Source organism: Candidatus Minimicrobia vallesae, from assembly GCF_018866205.1.
In the GTDB taxonomy this organism is placed as follows: domain Bacteria; phylum Patescibacteriota; class Saccharimonadia; order Saccharimonadales; family Saccharimonadaceae; genus Nanosynbacter; species Nanosynbacter vallesae.
Map to the genome: position 1 here is coordinate 248,927 of NZ_CP076459.1, position 16,624 is coordinate 265,550.

At 44.9% G+C, this 16,624-nt stretch carries 18 protein-coding genes and 2 tRNA genes; 4 read left to right on the plus strand and 16 right to left on the minus strand.

All coding sequences use genetic code 11. The features are described 5' to 3' along the window. Window positions 1-378: 378 nt before the first annotated feature. The 4 genes from KOY49_RS01740 to KOY49_RS01755 all read right to left on the minus strand — a co-directional run bounded on the left by KOY49_RS01740 (window position 379) and on the right by KOY49_RS01755 (window position 4,612). Window positions 379-873: a response regulator transcription factor gene (locus KOY49_RS01740; RefSeq protein WP_232736458.1), complete on the minus strand. Its 495-nt coding sequence runs from the start codon at window positions 871-873 to the stop codon at window positions 379-381. Between the two features lie 56 nt (window positions 874-929). Beyond that, window positions 930-2,954: an ATP-binding protein gene (locus tag KOY49_RS01745; protein WP_232736459.1), complete on the minus strand. Its 2,025-nt coding sequence runs from the start codon at window positions 2,952-2,954 to the stop codon at window positions 930-932. A gap of 276 nt (window positions 2,955-3,230) precedes the next feature. Next, window positions 3,231-3,692, minus strand: a complete 462-nt coding sequence (locus KOY49_RS01750; protein WP_232736460.1) for a sensor histidine kinase — start codon at window positions 3,690-3,692, stop codon at window positions 3,231-3,233. A gap of 428 nt (window positions 3,693-4,120) precedes the next feature. Next, on the minus strand, window positions 4,121-4,612 hold the full coding sequence (locus KOY49_RS01755) for a hypothetical protein (RefSeq protein ID WP_232736461.1): 492 nt from the start codon (window positions 4,610-4,612) through the stop codon (window positions 4,121-4,123). A 574-nt stretch (window positions 4,613-5,186) separates the two neighbouring features. On the opposite strand from KOY49_RS01755, the gene KOY49_RS01760 reads away from it, so the two are divergent. After that, window positions 5,187-5,261: transfer RNA gene (locus tag KOY49_RS01760), tRNA-Glu, on the plus strand. A gap of 115 nt (window positions 5,262-5,376) precedes the next feature. Here the strand turns inward: KOY49_RS01760 and KOY49_RS01765 are convergent. From KOY49_RS01765 to KOY49_RS01795, 7 genes are all read right to left on the minus strand, one after another. Then, entirely contained in the window at window positions 5,377-5,757 is a 381-nt protein-coding gene (locus KOY49_RS01765) for a response regulator transcription factor (protein ID WP_232736462.1), read from the minus strand. Window positions 5,758-5,765: 8 nt separating this feature from the next. Further along, complete coding sequence (locus KOY49_RS01770; RefSeq protein WP_232736463.1) at window positions 5,766-7,109, minus strand: sensor histidine kinase; 1,344 nt, start codon at window positions 7,107-7,109, stop codon at window positions 5,766-5,768. Window positions 7,110-7,283: 174 nt separating this feature from the next. Further along, entirely contained in the window at window positions 7,284-7,589 is a 306-nt protein-coding gene (locus KOY49_RS01775; RefSeq protein WP_232736464.1) for a DUF3048 C-terminal domain-containing protein, read from the minus strand. A gap of 174 nt (window positions 7,590-7,763) precedes the next feature. After that, window positions 7,764-8,393 carry a DUF3048 N-terminal domain-containing protein gene (locus tag KOY49_RS01780; protein ID WP_232736465.1) on the minus strand — a complete coding sequence of 210 codons (630 nt, stop codon included), beginning with the start codon at window positions 8,391-8,393 and terminating at the stop codon, window positions 7,764-7,766. A 38-nt stretch (window positions 8,394-8,431) separates the two neighbouring features. After that, window positions 8,432-8,662 carry a hypothetical protein gene (locus KOY49_RS01785; protein WP_232736466.1) on the minus strand — a complete coding sequence of 77 codons (231 nt, stop codon included), beginning with the start codon at window positions 8,660-8,662 and terminating at the stop codon, window positions 8,432-8,434. After that, window positions 8,592-9,878, minus strand: coding sequence for a glutamate--tRNA ligase (gltX, locus tag KOY49_RS01790; RefSeq protein WP_232736467.1), 1,287 nt, complete (start codon window positions 9,876-9,878; stop codon window positions 8,592-8,594). Before gltX ends, KOY49_RS01785 begins: the two co-directional genes overlap by 71 nt. Window positions 9,879-9,907: 29 nt before the next feature. Further along, window positions 9,908-10,930: a DUF4367 domain-containing protein gene (locus KOY49_RS01795; protein WP_232736468.1), complete on the minus strand. Its 1,023-nt coding sequence runs from the start codon at window positions 10,928-10,930 to the stop codon at window positions 9,908-9,910. Window positions 10,931-11,019: 89 nt separating this feature from the next. On the opposite strand from KOY49_RS01795, the gene KOY49_RS01800 reads away from it, so the two are divergent. After that, window positions 11,020-12,516 carry a PEGA domain-containing protein gene (locus tag KOY49_RS01800; RefSeq protein ID WP_232736469.1) on the plus strand — a complete coding sequence of 499 codons (1,497 nt, stop codon included), beginning with the start codon at window positions 11,020-11,022 and terminating at the stop codon, window positions 12,514-12,516. A gap of 8 nt (window positions 12,517-12,524) precedes the next feature. Here the strand turns inward: KOY49_RS01800 and KOY49_RS01805 are convergent, their stop codons facing one another. The 3 genes from KOY49_RS01805 to KOY49_RS01815 are packed head-to-tail and all read right to left on the minus strand — an operon-like array spanning window position 12,525 to window position 13,957. Next, complete coding sequence (locus KOY49_RS01805) at window positions 12,525-12,722, minus strand: sortase (protein WP_232736470.1); 198 nt, start codon at window positions 12,720-12,722, stop codon at window positions 12,525-12,527. Between the two features lie 4 nt (window positions 12,723-12,726). After that, entirely contained in the window at window positions 12,727-13,620 is an 894-nt protein-coding gene (locus tag KOY49_RS01810; RefSeq protein WP_232736471.1) for a sortase, read from the minus strand. A 10-nt stretch (window positions 13,621-13,630) separates the two neighbouring features. Further along, window positions 13,631-13,957 (minus strand): hypothetical protein, encoded by a 327-nt coding sequence (locus tag KOY49_RS01815; protein ID WP_232736472.1) that lies wholly within the window; start codon window positions 13,955-13,957, stop codon window positions 13,631-13,633. 106 nt (window positions 13,958-14,063) lie between these two features. Between KOY49_RS01815 and KOY49_RS01820 the strand changes: the two genes are divergently transcribed. Further along, window positions 14,064-14,150: transfer RNA gene (locus KOY49_RS01820), tRNA-Leu, on the plus strand. Here KOY49_RS01820 and KOY49_RS01825 read toward each other — a convergent pair. Continuing rightward, window positions 14,129-14,977 (minus strand): carbohydrate kinase family protein, encoded by an 849-nt coding sequence (locus KOY49_RS01825; protein WP_232736473.1) that lies wholly within the window; start codon window positions 14,975-14,977, stop codon window positions 14,129-14,131. The two genes, KOY49_RS01820 and KOY49_RS01825, sit on opposite strands and share 22 nt — an antisense overlap. A gap of 6 nt (window positions 14,978-14,983) precedes the next feature. Beyond that, window positions 14,984-15,784: an exodeoxyribonuclease III gene (locus tag KOY49_RS01830; RefSeq protein ID WP_232736474.1), complete on the minus strand. Its 801-nt coding sequence runs from the start codon at window positions 15,782-15,784 to the stop codon at window positions 14,984-14,986. A 30-nt stretch (window positions 15,785-15,814) separates the two neighbouring features. Here KOY49_RS01830 and KOY49_RS01835 point away from each other — a divergent pair, with 30 nt between their 5' ends. Continuing rightward, window positions 15,815-16,621 (plus strand): alpha/beta fold hydrolase, encoded by an 807-nt coding sequence (locus tag KOY49_RS01835; RefSeq protein ID WP_232736475.1) that lies wholly within the window; start codon window positions 15,815-15,817, stop codon window positions 16,619-16,621. The last annotated feature ends 3 nt before the right edge of the window (window positions 16,622-16,624 follow it).

The window sequence follows — 16,624 nt, forward strand, 5'->3', positions numbered from 1 at the left end:
AGTTGCTGGAGGAAGTAGGTGGCCGAGAAAATAGTCTGTCCAATGTCCAATTCGTCCCGCCATAAGCTTAGAAATATCTACAGAATTCTGAGAATCGTCAGCTGGCAAAGGTTGAATAACACGATCACCAAGCCCTGAAGGCCGCGGCACAGGCGATGAAAATGGCGCCATAGGCTGCGGCAGAGCGGTTGGCTGAGGCTGAGGCATCGGAATTGATTGCGGCGCTGGAAGCTTGCACTGGCTGAGGTAGTAGCGGCTGCGGCGCCCGGAGCAAATACCTGTGTCCGGAGATGTTGTTGTATAAGCGGATTCACTACAGGAGTTATTGGCGTTGCAACGGGGGCAGCTGGTTGCGGCGACAATGAAGAAATATCAGGTCTAGTAACTGGCTGCGGCGCTGCTGGAGTTGGCTGAGGTGGCTGAGGTAGGAGGAGAGACTGGAGCGAATGACGCATATGTGTGAGCTGGCTGTGAAACTGGCACTGGATTTGTACCGACTCCCGGAAGATCGCCCAAAGCTTCGTGAACTGCTCTCACAACGTCCTCTATTCCCACCTGAGACTTCACCAAGTATTTATCAGCACCAAGCTGCTCGCCACGCTTCCGCTGATCCTCTGAGGACAGCGCGGTCATAATAATAACCTTAACGTCTTTTGTTTCTGTAGTCGAGCGTAAAATGTCCAACATATCAAAGCCAGAAATTTTCGGCATCATCACGTCGCTTAAAATTAATCGCGGACGTTCTTTAATTGCCATGGCCAGAGCTTCTTCGCCGTCGCCCGCCGAAACGATATCATAGCCCTCCGCCAAAAGTCGTACACCGTAAATTTCGCGTAAACTTTTGTCGTCCTCAACCAATAAAATTTTTGTCATATGTTTATACTATACTGAAGTTTTGACAAAAAATCCATAGCCCTTATGGCTATTATTCACGACCAGGAATGGACAACTGCTGACGTCTTTCTGCCCAAACTCTTCCTCAATTTCAGCCAGCGTTGGCTCGGAAGAATTTCTGGCTGGCTGTGGAAAATCTGACTGGACGACCGGAGTGGCGTCGGATGACTGGAGCTCGATCGGCTGGAGCTGGAGACTCCTACAGAATTGAATAAAATCTCGATTTTAAATTGCGACATCTTCCGTCTTCTCTTCTGTGGCAATTTCAATCTTTTCTTCTGAAGCCAAAGAATCAAGCTGTTCTGAAACCTACAGGAGTCTGCAGCTGACGCAGACTCTAAACGCTGTTTAGCTTCCGAACTACTCATGCGAGGAATTTCCAGATAGAAAGTACTCCCCTCTTTATACTTGCTTTCAACTCGCAAGTTTCCAGACATCGCCTCTGCTAAGCGACGGCTCAAATATAGCCCCAAGCCAGTTCCGCCAATTTCGCGCGTATCAGAATTATCCACCCGATAAAATTTCTGGAATAAATGCGGAATATCTTCGGCTGGAATGCCAATGCCGCTATCTTTTACACTTACAGAAATCTGTTTATCGTCACCGGTAACATTGACGACAACTTCGCCCGATGGCGTGTACTTGATGGCATTCTCAATCAAATTACTAACAACTTCCCTAAAATGATCAGGGTCAATATTGGCATAAAAAATCGGCTGCAATGACTTCTCCTTACCCTCATCAATTATGTCTGGCATAAATATATAATTGAGCTGCTTTTCATCAGCTTTTGTTGCTAGACCATCAAAAATATCCTTCAAAAATTCGTTTACGTTGATGATCTTCGGGTTATTTTTCATTCGCCCGTCTTCAACCTTGCTGATATCAAGGAGATCTTGGAATAACCGTCCCAGATGCTGCGCTGATTCGTGGGCTTTGGTGATGAAATCTCGCGCCTTTTCGTCAATATGTGCGGTGGCTGGATTTAATGCCAGTCCCAAATATCCCTCAATTGACGCAACTGGCGTACGCATCTCGTGGCTGGCGGTGGAGATGAACTCAGCTTGCTCGCGCTCCTCGGCTTTTTCTTTGGTGATGTCGCGGAAAACTACGATAACTCCTTCGCCCTCAGTGCCGACTGGAGAGCTGACAATTGAAACTAAAATGCGCTTTTCAGAGCTGGTCAATAGGAATAATTTATCGTTGTGTGTTGGCTGGTTTTTTGATAAAGATTGGGCTATTGGATTCTCGAGATCTTCTACGTCTTTTCCATCTGAAGTCACGAGGTCCACTACGTCTTTTCCGTCTGAGGTAAAGAGTTCCAAGACGCGTCGCCAGTTAAGCCCGAGCGCGTAGCATTGGTCCCAGCCCGATGAATTGATCAGGGCGAGATTGCCGTCTTTAGAAATAGCCAGAACGCCATCGTCGAAAACAGCAAGAACGCCGTCGTCGATGGCATTAATCACTACGTCAGACTTGCTCTCAACCGCGGAAAGTCTATTCTCCAGATTGGACGTATTGTCATCAGTTTTTTGGCGGCGAATCCATAGAACGAGGCTAAAAATCAAAGGCAAAAATCCGAAGAATAGGTAGCCGATGATGAATTGTACGTTTATTCCCTGTTGAACGCTGGTGGCTATAATCTGTAAAATAACCAAAAGTCCCATCATTCCTAAGATTATTGCGCCGAAAAATCCTGCGAAAATTGCCACGATAATCCACATAACCAGGAATGGCGAAACGACTCCGCCGCTGGTAATTATGGTGGTTACGGCGACAGCGACGGTTAACAAATATACGAAAATTCCGATTTCAGTTTCGTGTTTTCTGGGAAGCCAAAAACATAAAATCAGCACAATTAAGCTGCCGATTCCTGCCACGCCAGCCGCCAAATCTGAGACAGATAATCCGATTGGTAATTGATAACCGGTCGGTATAAATCGCGCCCATGCATATAAAAGAATGATTGTGAAACAACTCAGTAGCGCCACTTCACACAATCTCCTTAGCCAAAATCTGGAAATTGCGTGAGGCTTAAAGTAAATCCCGCCCTTTTTCATAGTTTTATTATGGCGAATTTTCAGGAAAATCTCAAGTGATAAATGTGGTATAGTAATTCTATGAATAATTATGGAAATGTAAAAGATCAACAAACTTCTATGGAATCCTCAACAGCCACGGGTCCTTCGTTTGATAAGAGTATGGATAAGAATAAAGCATTTAAGTATGCAGTATTTTATGTGATTATTTCTGTTATTGCGATATTTGCGGGGATTTATATTTTTGGGCAAGGGTTAAGTAATCGTGGTGATAATTTTGGGAATTATAGCGTTTTCTTAGCTACTGAATTTTTGGTCATTGGCGTTATATATAGATCGCTGCTTGGCTTCCGAACTATTCATGCGAGGAATTTCCAGATAGAAAGTGCTCCCCTCTTTATACTTGCTTTCAACTCGCAAGTTTCCAGACATCGCCTCTGCTAAGCGGCGGCTCAAATATAGCCCCAAGCCAGTTCCGCCAATTTCTCGCGTGTCAGAATTGTCCACCCGATAAAATTTCTGGAATAAATGCGGAATATCTTCGGCGGGAATGCCGATACCGCTATCTTTCACGCTTATAGAAATCTGTTTATCGTCGCCGGTAACATTGACGACAACTTCGCCCGATGGCGTGTACTTGATGGCATTCTCAATCAAATTGCTGACAACTTCCCGAAAATGGTCAGGGTCAATATTGGCATAAAAAATCGGCTGCAATGACTTCTCTTTACCCTCATCAATTATGTCCGACACGAACATGTAATTCAGCAGTCCGTCAGCAGATATGGAAGATAAACAATCAAAAATATGCCTTCAAAAATTCGTTGACGTTCAGGAACGCCGGGTAAAACTTCATCCGCCCATAGTCAACCTCGCTGATGGAGCAAGCGTATGTATCTTGGAATACACCGTCGCCAAATGATAGGCAAACCCGTCGCCCAAAGCCCATCGAAGAGAGCACGCAAAAACGCCAAGACGCGAGATGGATACGGATCAATACAAGAACCAAACATCCCTCATATAAACGCAACAAGCCTACGCATCTCATGGCTCACGATGGAGATGAACTCGGCTTGCTCGCAATACTGAGGCCTTTATTAATTGCGATAGGATAATAAGCGGAAAACTACAATAACTCAGGAGCAATCAATGCCGACTGAAGAGACGATCAATATAATAACCAAAATTCAATTTTCAGAGCTGGTTAATAGGAATAATTTATCGTTATGAGTTGGCTGGTTTTTTGATAAGGATTGGGCTATTGGATTCTCGAGGTCTTCTACGTCTTTTCCGTCTGAGGTGACGAGTTTTAAGACGCTTTTCCAGTTAAGTCCGAGCGCGTCGCCTTGGTCCCAGCCGATAATCTGTTGGGCGGATGGATTTATCAATTCTATGTTGCCGTCTTTGGAAATACCCAGAACATCCGAAGCCCAAAAACATAAAAACAACAAAATCAAACCTACGCCCAACCCCGCAAAGGCCAGCCGCCAAAAACCTGGAGACGCGATAATCAGATTGGTAGTTGATAACCGCGAACCACAAATCACACCCAAGCATGAAAAAAAAAGGAATAATAATCCGAAAAAGAGCAAGAAGACCACATCACACAATATCCTTATTCCCTCAAAAACTGCAAATGGCGTAAAACCTAAAAAATAACCAAACCAGCCCCATTTCATGCCCTGAGAATGGCGAATGCGCAGAAAAAAATCAAGTCAAAAATATGGCATACTAACACAATCAATCATGAACAGCACAACGAACAAAGTAACACAGCTTTTAAACGAACTGTGGTCTTTGTGATAATTTGTCTCATCTCGGCGAACCTCATTAGTGCCACGTCCGATATATTTAAGTCGTTCATTGGTCCTCTGGGTCACATCTTAGGGGCGTAAAAGATAATTAATACTCGCTTGCATTTCAATCTATTGGTATAAAACTGGACGATATTGGATTACTGATAAAGTTTCAAAAGTATTGACTACCATTGGATGTGCGACGGTCATATTTTATGTATTAGTCATCTTTTTACGATTCGGGCTATTTTTCCTCATCGCTAATAAAGACGTATTCATCGTAAAAGTCTTGTCGACTATTGGTATGATCAATTTATATTTCTCTCCTATTCTTATTTCTCTGGTCGTTTTAATATATAGCTCTTGGGCTATGCTGTCTTAATATAAAAAGTCGACGTCTAACATAGAGAAAAAGTAGACAAGCCTTCCCTTTCCATGGTATAATCCATGGAGTTGCGGCCCTATCGTCTAGCGGTTAGGACACCAGGTTCTCATCCTGGCAACCCGGGTTCGATTCCCGGTGGGGTCACCAAGAATGATAGTTTAGAGTCTGTAAGAGGCTCATTTTTTATTGTCTTGAATCATTTACAGTTCAGATGTTCTGTGTGAATATCCTCAGCTTCATTTTTCATTGCGTCAAAATACTTTTAGTCGTCGCTGCTCATCTGCTTAACGACATCTATCAAATTCCGCGGCGTAATGTCAGCCTTAATTAGATATCCATCGACGCGACTCATAACGGATTTACGCGAAGCCTCGTCCTGCTCAAAATTGGTCATAATCAAAATCTTACTATTCGGAACCAAATCGACATTGTTGTTTCTCAGCGCGTCTAAAATCTGGTCACCGCGCTGCTCTGGCAGCATCAAATCGAAGATTATCAAGTCAAAAGTCTGGTTGCGCGCCGCCACTAGCCCGTCATTCCCGTCGACCACCCACGTCACATCATAGCCCGCTTTTTGCAGACTCCTGACATACATTTCGCCAATAAATCGGTCATCTTCCACGCATAAAATTGTCTTTATCATAATTCCTCCTAGCCCTTATACATAGCGTGATTTTTTATCCAGCCGCCACCCTTTCGTATCAATTGATTATTCAGCTGCCCGTCTTCTAACAATTTATCTTTAACTGTAGCATAAATTGGCAAAGTGAACGAGAAAACCGAGCCCTCGTTTTCGCGGGATCGAGCGATTATCGAGCCGCCGTGAGATTCGACAAAAGCTTTGCAAATGTAAAGCCCAATCCCCGTCCCAGCCACAGCCTCGCGTGATCGGTGCGATCGATAGAACTTGTGAAACAAATTGTCCACGACATTCGCCGGCATACCAATTCCATTATCAGCGACAGACACTTCCACGAAGTCACCTTTTTTCTCCGCGGAAACGGTTACGGACCCGCCCTCAAAACTGTATTTAATGGCATTGTCAATTAGATTACCAATCACTTCCCCGATACTTCCGTGATCAGCGGCTACGGTCGGCAGATCATCTGGAATATTGACGCTGAGCATTCTGTGTTGAGTCGAGGCGCGAAGCTGCATATCATCGGCAATCGAGGCGTAAATATTAGCGACAGTGTCTTCCAGTAAATAAACCTTCAAGTGATGCCTATCATATCTAGCAACGTTAAGAATATTGTCAATGTAGCTAGACAAGCGATTGGACGAAACGACCAACCTATCAAGAAGCTGCCTTTCGTCGCCCTGCAAGCGTCCAGCAAACTCTTCGTTGATAATATCCAGATAGCCACGAATAACTGTAATCGGTCCGCGGAGTTCGTGGGCGGCAAATGAGATGAAATTGAGGTCCTCTTCTTCTGGCAAATATCCTTTAGACTTGTCGATGAGAAAAATGACAGTTTCGGCGGCGGCGCCTTTCTCAAATGAAGCCACGATGTCAAAAATCCGCGTTTTTTGGATGATGTCGGGGTTGGTGCTAATGCGTTGCCAACGGCGCTCGGCTTTAATTTTCTCATTGGAGATTTCGTGAAGCCAATCGGAAATACTCGGTTCGTTTAGAAAATCAAGCGCCAGAAAATCCTCGCCTTTTGCGTTCCTGGAAATCGGGGCGGCGGAATTGGCGAAGATAATCTTCTGATTGGAATTAAGAATTACTACGCCAGTGCTGGCTTGATTCAGGGCTTGAGTGAGCGGAATTTTTGGCTTGTCGTTGTCACTAGTTGGTTTTTGCTCTGGCTGATAATCGCCATAAATTGCCTGAAGCGCCGTCTTAAATCCAGTTTTTTCGTAACGTTTATCGTTGGGATTTGGCGGAGTGTCGGTTGTCGGTTCGCCAATTTTATGAGAAAGCGCCGCCAGAATTTTATTAAGCGGCGCAGCGATGATTTTAACGATAGAAATTGAAAATAGGATTTGCAAGATAGCGGTAATTAAAATGATAATCCAAAAATTTAGCTGGGAATATGGAAATTGCCGTGAAGTGGAGTGCGATTCCCAGTCCTAATATGATGCAGGCGCTCGCTGATAATAGGACTAATATGACTTTTCGGTAATAATATTGTTTGTACTCGCGCAGGGTTTTAGATGCCGGATCTATTGCCATGAAACACTTCCCCTTCCTGGCGTGAAGGCTGCAATCCATGTTTGTCCGCGATTTAAGGCGATGTCTTTTCCAGATTCGTCTGTCAATTTAAGCGGCGAATTTATGTCTGCTTTTGACCAAGTGGCGGTGGCGACTGTGCCGTTTTGGAAAATGTAAGCTTTGCCGGATCCTGTCGTTTTGACATCTTCGTAGCCATCGTAATTTTGAGCCCGAGCTTCAACGCCCACTTCCATAGCTACGACAGTATTTGGAGCAATTTGCCCATCTTCCCTATCGGTATGTAGCGCGCCAGCCATGCTCCTGAGGTAAGAATTCGACGCCTTGTCGTAAGCGTATGAAGTATTATAGAGAGGGACCCGCTGAGGTTTATGTTTACAGATGTGGCGTTTGGCGATTCGACAGGCTTGCCGTCTGCTCGCGCGAAGCTGGTGAATTCGGAATTGTTATAGCCTTTTGCGCTGTTCAATTGGTCAAAGCTTCTCTCCTGAAGTGTAGACGTTATGCGGCGCGTAGCGGTCGCGAGATCGCCAATACGATCCATCATTAAAGAACTGGTCGATGTCGCGATAATTGCCGTTTCTGACTTGAGATAAAGCGTTAGGACTTCCGCCAACGTGTGCGATCGACGCCTGATACGGCGCCGCCCAGCTCAAATAGTACAATCTCAAGCTCCGCACTGGACCAATTAGCGCCGGCTTTTCTCCCTGATACAGAGCCAAAAACCTAGTAATTCCGCCCTCCGCCACAGCCTCATAAACCACGCCAGCTTTCTTCAGTCCTGACTGCGGTCTGGCGGCTGGACTATTCTCAATCATCACACCAGTTACAGGCAACTTCGCGGCGGCTTCGTTCGCGATTTCCACGCCAGTCAATGGCGAATAAAACTTCTTCGGCGCGGGTTTTTTAGCTGGCAATTTCAGATCCACGCTAGCGGTCTGCTCGTATTTTATGGAATGAATTGCAATTATGAAAACTCCAGCAATAACCATCGCGCTCACCACGAGCACAATTGCCAGAATATGCTTTTTTACCCATTCTTTGAACGACTCCCAGCGAGCGTTCTTTTTTTGTCCTGATTTATCTATTTTTTCAACATTCATGCTTATGCTTAGTATAGCATTTTCGGCGCACGAATAAACTATTTTTGTAGATAATTATCGATTCTTTGCAGAGTTTTTTCCTTGCCAATTAGCGCCAGCGTGTCGTTAAGTTGCGGACTAAACGGCGCCCACGTCGTCACAATTCTCACCAGACTAAACAAAATCCCCGGCTTCTGCCCTGTCGTTTCCAGTAATTGATTAAGGCAATTCTGAATTGTTTCTGGCGTCCAATCTGTAATTTTCTCGAATTCTTGGCGAGCAATTGACAATAAACTCTCGTCGCTCGTCGTCGGTCAATTTGCGAAGTTGCTTATTTCCGTCAATTAATTCCGTGTCAATTTCAGGCTCGACGAAGAAATAACTTGTTAATTTTGGTAAATCTTGCAATGTCTTCAAGCGATCTTGCGCCAATTCCAGAACGCGCTTTTTATACGATTCGTCGGCGTTTTTGGCTTCTTCGCCCCAGAACGGTTGGCAGCGAGAATAAAGATCGTCCAAGCTAAGCGAGCGAATCCATTGACCGTTCAGCCAAATGAGTCGTTGTTCGTCAAAGCGCGCGCCAGATTTTTGAACGCGATCAAGCGAGAACTTTTCAATCAATTCGGCTTTACTGAAAATTTCCTGCTCCGTGCCGTCATTCCAGCCAAGTTGCGCTAAGAAATTAAGCATCGCTTCTGGCAAAATTCCCTCTGATCGATACTCAGTTACGCTTTTAGCGCCGTCACGCTTGCCAAGTTTTTTATTTCCCGATGGCGCCATAATGTGCGGCACGTGCGCCAGAATTGGTGGCGTAATTTTAAGCGCTTCGTAAAGCGACAGGTATTTAGGCGTACTGGCAATATATTCTGAGCCGCGAATCACGTGCGTGACTTGCATTTCGAAATCGTCAATGATGTGCGCAAAATTGTAAGTTGGCAGACCGTCTGCTTTGATCAGAATAAAATCATCCAAAGCTTCTGGGCCAGCTGACAATTCGCCCATAACGGCGTCCGTCCAAGAATACCGCTTAATTTCCGGAACTTTGAAGCGCAGCGGCATTCCAAGTTGCCACTCTGGCGGATTTTCTGGACGATGATCGCGATATAAAAATGCTCGTTTTTCAGCCTTGGCTTTGTCGCGGAAAACTTGCACTTCTTCAGGCGTGTACGGATCGGCGTAAGCTAGCCCTTCGCTAATCATTTTCTTTGCCCACTTTATGTAAATATCACGGCGATCTGTTTGGTGATATGGACCAAAATTGCCAGACTCTTCTTTTGGATTGTTAAGAGTTGGTCCTTCATCCCAATTTAGCCCTAGCCAATTTAAGGTTTCCAAAATCATTTCTTCCGCGCCTTCAACGAACCGAGCTTGGTCTGTGTCTTCAATGCGTAAGATGAAATCTCCCTGATGCGCCCTGGCAACAAGGTATGTGTATAGCGCGGTACGAACGTTGCCTAAGTGAATATAGCCAGTCGGACTTGGCGCAAAACGAGTTCTAATAGTCATGAGTAAATTATAGCACGTTATCTGATGAGTTACAGACTAGTGGCAATTTTTTCAATTTGGCTGCTTGAGAGGTTTGCGTCGCCACTGATTTGATATAAAATCCCGCCGTTCACCCAAGCCGCTTCTTTCCCGCCGCTGTAAATTGTCAATCCGTCGATCATCGTGGTGTTTGGATTCTTGTGTTTTTCAGAGAAAAATTCTTTCACTGCTGATGAATTCCAGCCGCTTTTTTGCTGGGTTATGGTGTACCCTGAACTTCCGTCGGCGTAGGCATATTTCATAGAGACCTCGCCCGATTTGAATTTGATAGGTCCATTCAGTGCGTAGCCGTCTGGCTTGTAGCCTGGATATTTGGCATCAATTCCTGATTGAACGGCTGCCATTTTTATGGAGATATTTGGCATACTCAAGTATGTTAAATAGCCACCGAGTAGCATCACCGCAAAACCAACAGAAAACGTATTCAACCAACGTAATGCGCCGCCCTTTTTCTGGCGTCGACGTGCTTTTTTATTGCTGATAATCTCATTCGACAAAGCTTTCTCAATCGCTTCATTTTTCAATTGATGAGCGGTTTTTGCGACTGGCTTTTCTATTTTTTGCGGAGCGACGGCGACAAGCGGATTGTTATTCATGGCCAGAGGCTGGCGTTCTTTTCGCAATTTAGTGTTAACGCTAAGAGGTCTTTGCTGAGCGCGACGAGTAACGGGGTGAGTTTCGGCCGGGCGGTTAATAGCAATTTTCTGAGGAGCTGGCTTGCTGACAATTGGCGTAGAAAACTTCTTCACGGCGACATGTTGTTTCACGTCGACGCGAGCTTTCTGGGGTTTGGCGGCCAATGGCGTACGCTGCGGCATTTTAACGTGCCGACGATTCAATGTGCTAGATTTCTGAACGTGTGCGGCGTGAATATTTGATACGGATGTGCCGCGCTTACTGATTGATTGTTCTTTTTCTATTTCAGATTTTTCAATCTTAATATCATCCATAACCATTCCGGTAATAGTATTGTAAGCTCGTCCATTGATAACCACGTAGTTTTTACTTGCCATTAATCCCCCTAATGTTTATTCCTGTATATTATATTACAAATCGCCTAAGGTTTTTTCAAGTGTAAAAATATGTTATAATTTCCGTAATTATGTACCAGAAAAAGAATCGCACTAAAGAGCTCGCGCGGCGGACCTTTGTGTACACGCTGATGACATTATCACTTATAATTCTTCTTACGTTTTTGACGTTTAGAATGCTCGGCTATACGTTTGATCCAAATACGAAAGAATTGCAACAGACTGGACTTGTCCAATATGAATCACATCCTGGCGGAGCGCTGGTTTATGTTGACGATATGGAGCTGCGCCGCACTCCGACGAAAAGCACCGTTCTTCCTGGCAAACACACTTTTTCGATGAAATTGGATAAATACGAACCGTGGCAAAAAACGTTGAATATCAAGTCCGATACCGTTACGAATTTGAATTACGCCAGACTAATTCCGACAAAACGCGAAACTACCGAAGTAAAAACGTTCGACTCATTACAATCCGTTTCTCTGTCGCCAGCTGGTAATTTCTTGATGGGATTTGGCGTTAAGGATAAAACTCCGATTTTGACAATTGGCGACATTCGCGACACAAACAAAGATAAGGAAAAGTTCACGGAGCATGCATTAAGCACGAGCGTTTTGGCTGGCTATTCCCTGTCTTCTGACAATCATACGTTTACTGTGTCGGAGTGGGACCGCGATTCTCGTTACGCACTAGTGAAGCATTCGTATCCAACGGAAAATAACGCTACGGGCGTGCAGTGGTTGGTTTTTGATAGAGAAAATCCAGAGAAAATTATTGACGTAACAGCGATGACCGGTTTTGGAATTAAGCAAATCAGCTTTGCGGGAACTGGCGCGCACACGGCTTACGCCTTGCAGGAAACTGGCGAATTGAGGCGAGTTGATCTTGATAGCTCGACAATTTCCAGCCCAATCTTGACTGGCGTCGAATCTTTCAAGCTTTACGGCGACGATCGTTTGTCCTACCTGGCTGTTATTGACGGTAAAAAAGTGGCAGGAATTTGGAAGCGAGATTGGAAAGAGCCGTTTGTGATTGGCACTTTTGCTACTAATTCTACCCCAGTAATTCGAACTTCTCGCTATTTCAATAAAGACACCGTAGTCTTGGCTGACGGTAAAAATATGACAATTTACAGAGGTGATATTTCAGACTCTAAGGACCGCCAAAAAGAGTTCTTGAAAACGGCGAAGATTATTAAAACCGATAATGCGACTACGAACGTGACGATGGACAATGCTGGGCGATTTATCGTGGCACAAAACGGCGCGACATTGCAGACTTATGACTTGGAGCGTAAAGAATTGTCGAGCGTGTTTAACATCGGCGTGGCGCAGGAAGTGAAGTGGCTTGACAATTTCTATATTCGTAGCGTTTCTGCGTCGGGAAAAATGGAGATTCGCGAGTTTGACGGCACGAACGCTCATACGCTGATAAGCGTTAAACCTGGTTTGGATTCTGTTTTGTCCTCGAACCAGCGATACGTTTACGGATTGACGACCAACGCTTCTGGAAAAATTGTCCTGAGTAAAATGAATATGGACAATGGATCTGTTGGGCTATTCAATTAATAGATAATTTATCGACCGCCGAATAATTTCTCAAGCAAAGTCGGCTCGGGCTTTCCTGGGATATTTGAGTTACTGCTCTGCTGCTGATTTGAGCTGGATTCTGACGCCGCAGTGGCTTTGCTTGGGTCTGGACTGATCTGTTCCGCAAAGATAAGAAGTCGCTTCTCTGCGGTTCCCAAAGGCACGCAACTTACAAGTGTCAGCATTGGCTTATCTGTAGTAAATCTGAACTTTTGAAACCTCAGTCGGCATAACAACCTCTGTTGAAGTTATCTTATAAGTATAGCGTTTCCCGTTGTAATTCATGTAAATAATATCGCCCTTGACCAACTTTTCATTCTGAGCAAAGACGAATTTATAATCGCCACCAGCAAAAGCGTCGTTACTGGAGTGCGCGGCAAATACGGCATTTCCGACTTCGCCCGGCACGGCGCTGGCGCCAGGAATTGAAAAGTGAGCTACTCCCTTCTCCATGGCTTTTGATTGCGATTTCGTGTCGCTGGCGGCGCCGTAAATAACTGGCGCGTCAACGTTAATCTTTGGGATGATAATCCTAGGTTCAGGTCCGACAGTTACGTCAGTGGAGGCGTCAACGATGATGTTTTGCGGGTTAATTGCACCAGGTGTTGTGTAAGCTGCGACCGCGCCGAAAATAACGCGGTTATATTGCAAAAACATGAAGACTAATAGCACCGATAATCCAGCAATCGCCGGAACAAAATGTCGGGATTTTTTCACCTTATTTGCGGAGTCGCGAACCTTTTGCTGAATTTGACTGCGGAGTTCTTTTATGGCTGCTTTTTGTGGGTCCAGAGGCTCGTCTTCGCTGACTACGGGCGTGATATTCTGATTTTCCTTCGTCAATCGAGAAATTTCACGGTTTTTTGCCGCAATGTCGCCCGCGTAGTAACGCTCATAATACATCTGATAATATTTCTGCCAAGCGCTGTGGTATTGCTTCCATTGGTCGGCTGAAACTTGAGTGTGGATGGCTGAATTTTGAGATTGAACCGGTTTGGTTTGCGGGAGCGGAATTGCTAATTTGCGGCTCTGACTGAATCTGGGTTTGGGCAATTGGCGCCGTCCGCATAGCGTGATTAACAAAGTCTGTCTTTTAGCTCGGCCCGGGCGGCGCCGTTGTAAGAATGCTGAGGAGAGGTGGAGATGTGCCTTGCACCTCTTCTGAGCTGCGCACTGCACGCCTGAATTCGCAATTGAGCGGAAGAATAGTGAGCGTCAAGAATGGCTGCGCCTGAGATTGCACTAACGCAGAATTCTGCTCTTCTGATCTGGAATAAATAGCGTCAAGTTGCCCACGAATAACATCAGCAGCGGCATTTCGTGAGGCTGCTGAGTCGCGAGTTGGCGGCGTGAGAGATCGGCGCTGATCTGATACCGGCATGCCCACTCGACCGTTTGATTGATCATCCGTCGGATACATAACTTCTTCTCATTATACGTCAAATTGATATCAAATAAAAGTCGTGCTTGTGAGAAATTGTCTGAGTTGTGTTACAATCATACGGTAGCTTGGAGCGTTCTCTTGTGCCGCGGTGGCGGAATTGGTAGACGCGCTAGACTCAAAATCTGGTGAGCAATAGCTCGTGCCGGTTCAAGTCCGGCCCGCGGTACCAGAGGCAGCTTCAGGTGATAATCGTCCATTTTGGGCGATTTTTTTATGCAAAGAAATAGCGGTGCTGATTGCTGCCAGCGGTGCTTTCGGCGACCAAATCAAGTAGCTTGCGGCGCGGGCGCCGACGGTTCCCCGCCAAATTGCCATTGGTGCGTCCCATTTTTGGGTGACAACCTCTCCGCTGTGGGCGATTATTAAATTGTCGGCATGAAAAACGCAAATTGTTACGGGATATGTAATGGTAAATTTGTGAAGTGTCTCAACAAGTTGCGCCAGCTGAATGCTAAAAGTAATCATCTTTGGGTAATAAATGGCGCGGAATATTTTCTGAACTTGCGCCAGACTTGCCACAAAAACCACGCGCGGATTATCTAAGATCTCCTGGAGGCCGTTCTGGACCAGGTCAATCGCATCTCTTGTTAATACTACTGGGATTTCTGACTTTTTTATCAATTCTTCATAGACAATTGACGTTTGGCTGTTGCGTCCAGCATCGCCGCAGAGTAGTAACACGTCCGCCCATTTTTCTAAGGCTAGAGCTTCACTTAGGGCTTCGTTGGATAGGCTGCCTGATTGGTTGGTTGGTGCAAATAATACGTCGGTCATTACAGCGGGAACGCTTTTTTTCAATATGTCAGGCAGTAATACGCGAGCTTCACCGACGCCGGCTTTAAGAGCTTCTTGATAACTTTCCGCGACCGCTAAAAATCCCAATTTATTGCCGCCAATAATCCCCAGCTTCCCTGCTTGATCGCGCCGCTCTGGCTTATTCCATTCAACATCAGGAAAAAGCGGTTTGCCTTGTTCTTGTCTGTGCCAAAATTTCATGTCCATTTACAAATCCACCTCAATACTCACCGGACAGTGATCGCTGCCCATTTGTTCGGGGTGAATTTGTGGATTAGTGACGTGATTTGCAATTTCACGTGATGCCAACCAATAGTCAATCCGCCAACCGACATTGCGTGCCCTAGCATTAGCCCAATGTGTCCACCAAGTATAAGCACCGGTTTTTTCGGGAAAAACTGCCCGGAACGTATCAATAAAGCCAGCGTCCAAATAATTCTGAAAGCCTTCGCGCTCTTCGTCGGTGAAGCCGTGTTTGCCAACATTAGGTTTGGGATTTGCTAAGTCAATTTCTTTATGCGCCACGTTCATATCTCCACAATAAAGGACTGGCTTTGACAATTCCAATTCTTCCAGATAAGTCAATACCGCCTTGTCCCATTTTTTATATCGCAAATCCAATCGACTTAGATCCCCCTTTGAGTTTGGAGTGTAACAATTGACAACCCAAAAATCGTCAAATTCAGCGGTAATGATTCGTCCTTCGTCAGCAGGATTACCATACTTATCACCAGTTAGGTCGAATCTTTCAATTATATTTTGTGAAAATCCATCATGCCAATTGAGCGGTAGGATTTTTGAGAAAATTGCCGTACCAGAGTAGCCTTTTTTGGCGGCGGAATAGAAATGTTCGTGATAATTTGGCAGGTCAATTTCAACTTGATCTCTGGTGGCCTTGGTTTCCTGTAGACATAGAATATCTGGATTGTACGTGTCGATGAACTTCGCAAATTCGCCCTTATTTATAACTGCACGAATACCGTTTACGTTCCAAGAGAAAAGCTTCATAGTTTTATTATACCGTGATGATATAATTTAATGAATATACCGCTGGTGTATAGTAAGTTTTTAAGTGAGATTTCTAGTGGTTTTATGGATGTTGGGGATATAAAGACTGCTTACTATTTTCATCATAATAACTCAGATAAAACCATCCTGTTGATTCATGGCATTGGCGGAGACTTTCATGGAATGATTCCTCTGGCGTACTTCTTGAAAGATAGTGCGAATATTTTATTTGTTGACCTGCCCTCGCATGGCAATAGCCAATTGATTAAAAATACAGATGTTAGAAATATTGAAGATTGGGCGAAAGGCTTGATAGTGGCTTTTAGAAAAAAGAACTTACAAATTGATGTAGTGGTTACTCATTCATTGGGTTGTTTGGCGGCTCGTAAGGTGAATTGTTCCAATATTTGGTACGTCAACCCACCGATTAAGGCTTCAGTTGCAGTGAAGATTTCTTCCGCGATCTTGTATCATATTCGTTGGATAAATCAGTATGTTTATTTAAACTATTATTTTTCAGTATTGCGTGGTGTATGTTTGATGAGAGATAAACAAAAGAATACGATAAATCTAGTAAAATGGCTGACAAAAAATACCAACGTAACCTCACGACAATACCTGGAGCAAGCAGGAATAGCTCGAGATATTCCCATAAAAGAGAGGTCGGTTAATTCCGGGAAAGATTTTACGGGAATGATCGTGGGAAGATTTGATAAAATTACCCGCCCCGTCCGACCGTCTGGGCTGAGAATTGATAAATTTGTGGAGCTTGATACGGGGCATTTGTCGGTGTTGGATAGCCCAGAACTGGTTGCCGAATTGATATTGGCGGAATAATTA

Excerpts from the sequence above, each read along its gene's own strand:
- KOY49_RS01815 (WP_232736472.1), bottom strand. The coding sequence starts at position 13,957 with ATGTATCCGACGGATGATCAATCAAACGGTCGAGTGGGCATGCCGGTA.
- KOY49_RS01740 (WP_232736458.1), bottom strand. The coding sequence starts at position 873 with ATGACAAAAATTTTATTGGTTGAGGACGACAAAAGTTTACGCGAAATT.
- gltX (WP_232736467.1), bottom strand. The coding sequence starts at position 9,878 with ATGACTATTAGAACTCGTTTTGCGCCAAGTCCGACTGGCTATATTCAC.
- KOY49_RS01750 (WP_232736460.1), bottom strand. The coding sequence starts at position 3,692 with ATGTTCGTGTCGGACATAATTGATGAGGGTAAAGAGAAGTCATTGCAG.
- KOY49_RS01795 (WP_232736468.1), bottom strand. The coding sequence starts at position 10,930 with ATGGCAAGTAAAAACTACGTGGTTATCAATGGACGAGCTTACAATACT.
- KOY49_RS01780 (WP_232736465.1), bottom strand. The coding sequence starts at position 8,393 with ATGAATGTTGAAAAAATAGATAAATCAGGACAAAAAAAGAACGCTCGC.
- KOY49_RS01765 (WP_232736462.1), bottom strand. The coding sequence starts at position 5,757 with ATGATAAAGACAATTTTATGCGTGGAAGATGACCGATTTATTGGCGAA.
- KOY49_RS01830 (WP_232736474.1), bottom strand. The coding sequence starts at position 15,784 with ATGAAGCTTTTCTCTTGGAACGTAAACGGTATTCGTGCAGTTATAAAT.
- KOY49_RS01805 (WP_232736470.1), bottom strand. The coding sequence starts at position 12,722 with ATGCTGACACTTGTAAGTTGCGTGCCTTTGGGAACCGCAGAGAAGCGA.
- KOY49_RS01745 (WP_232736459.1), bottom strand. The coding sequence starts at position 2,954 with ATGAAAAAGGGCGGGATTTACTTTAAGCCTCACGCAATTTCCAGATTT.
- KOY49_RS01825 (WP_232736473.1), bottom strand. The coding sequence starts at position 14,977 with ATGAAATTTTGGCACAGACAAGAACAAGGCAAACCGCTTTTTCCTGAT.
- KOY49_RS01835 (WP_232736475.1), top strand. The coding sequence starts at position 15,815 with ATGAATATACCGCTGGTGTATAGTAAGTTTTTAAGTGAGATTTCTAGT.
- KOY49_RS01775 (WP_232736464.1), bottom strand. The coding sequence starts at position 7,589 with ATGGCTGGCGCGCTACATACCGATAGGGAAGATGGGCAAATTGCTCCA.
- KOY49_RS01755 (WP_232736461.1), bottom strand. The coding sequence starts at position 4,612 with ATGAAATGGGGCTGGTTTGGTTATTTTTTAGGTTTTACGCCATTTGCA.
- KOY49_RS01800 (WP_232736469.1), top strand. The coding sequence starts at position 11,020 with ATGTACCAGAAAAAGAATCGCACTAAAGAGCTCGCGCGGCGGACCTTT.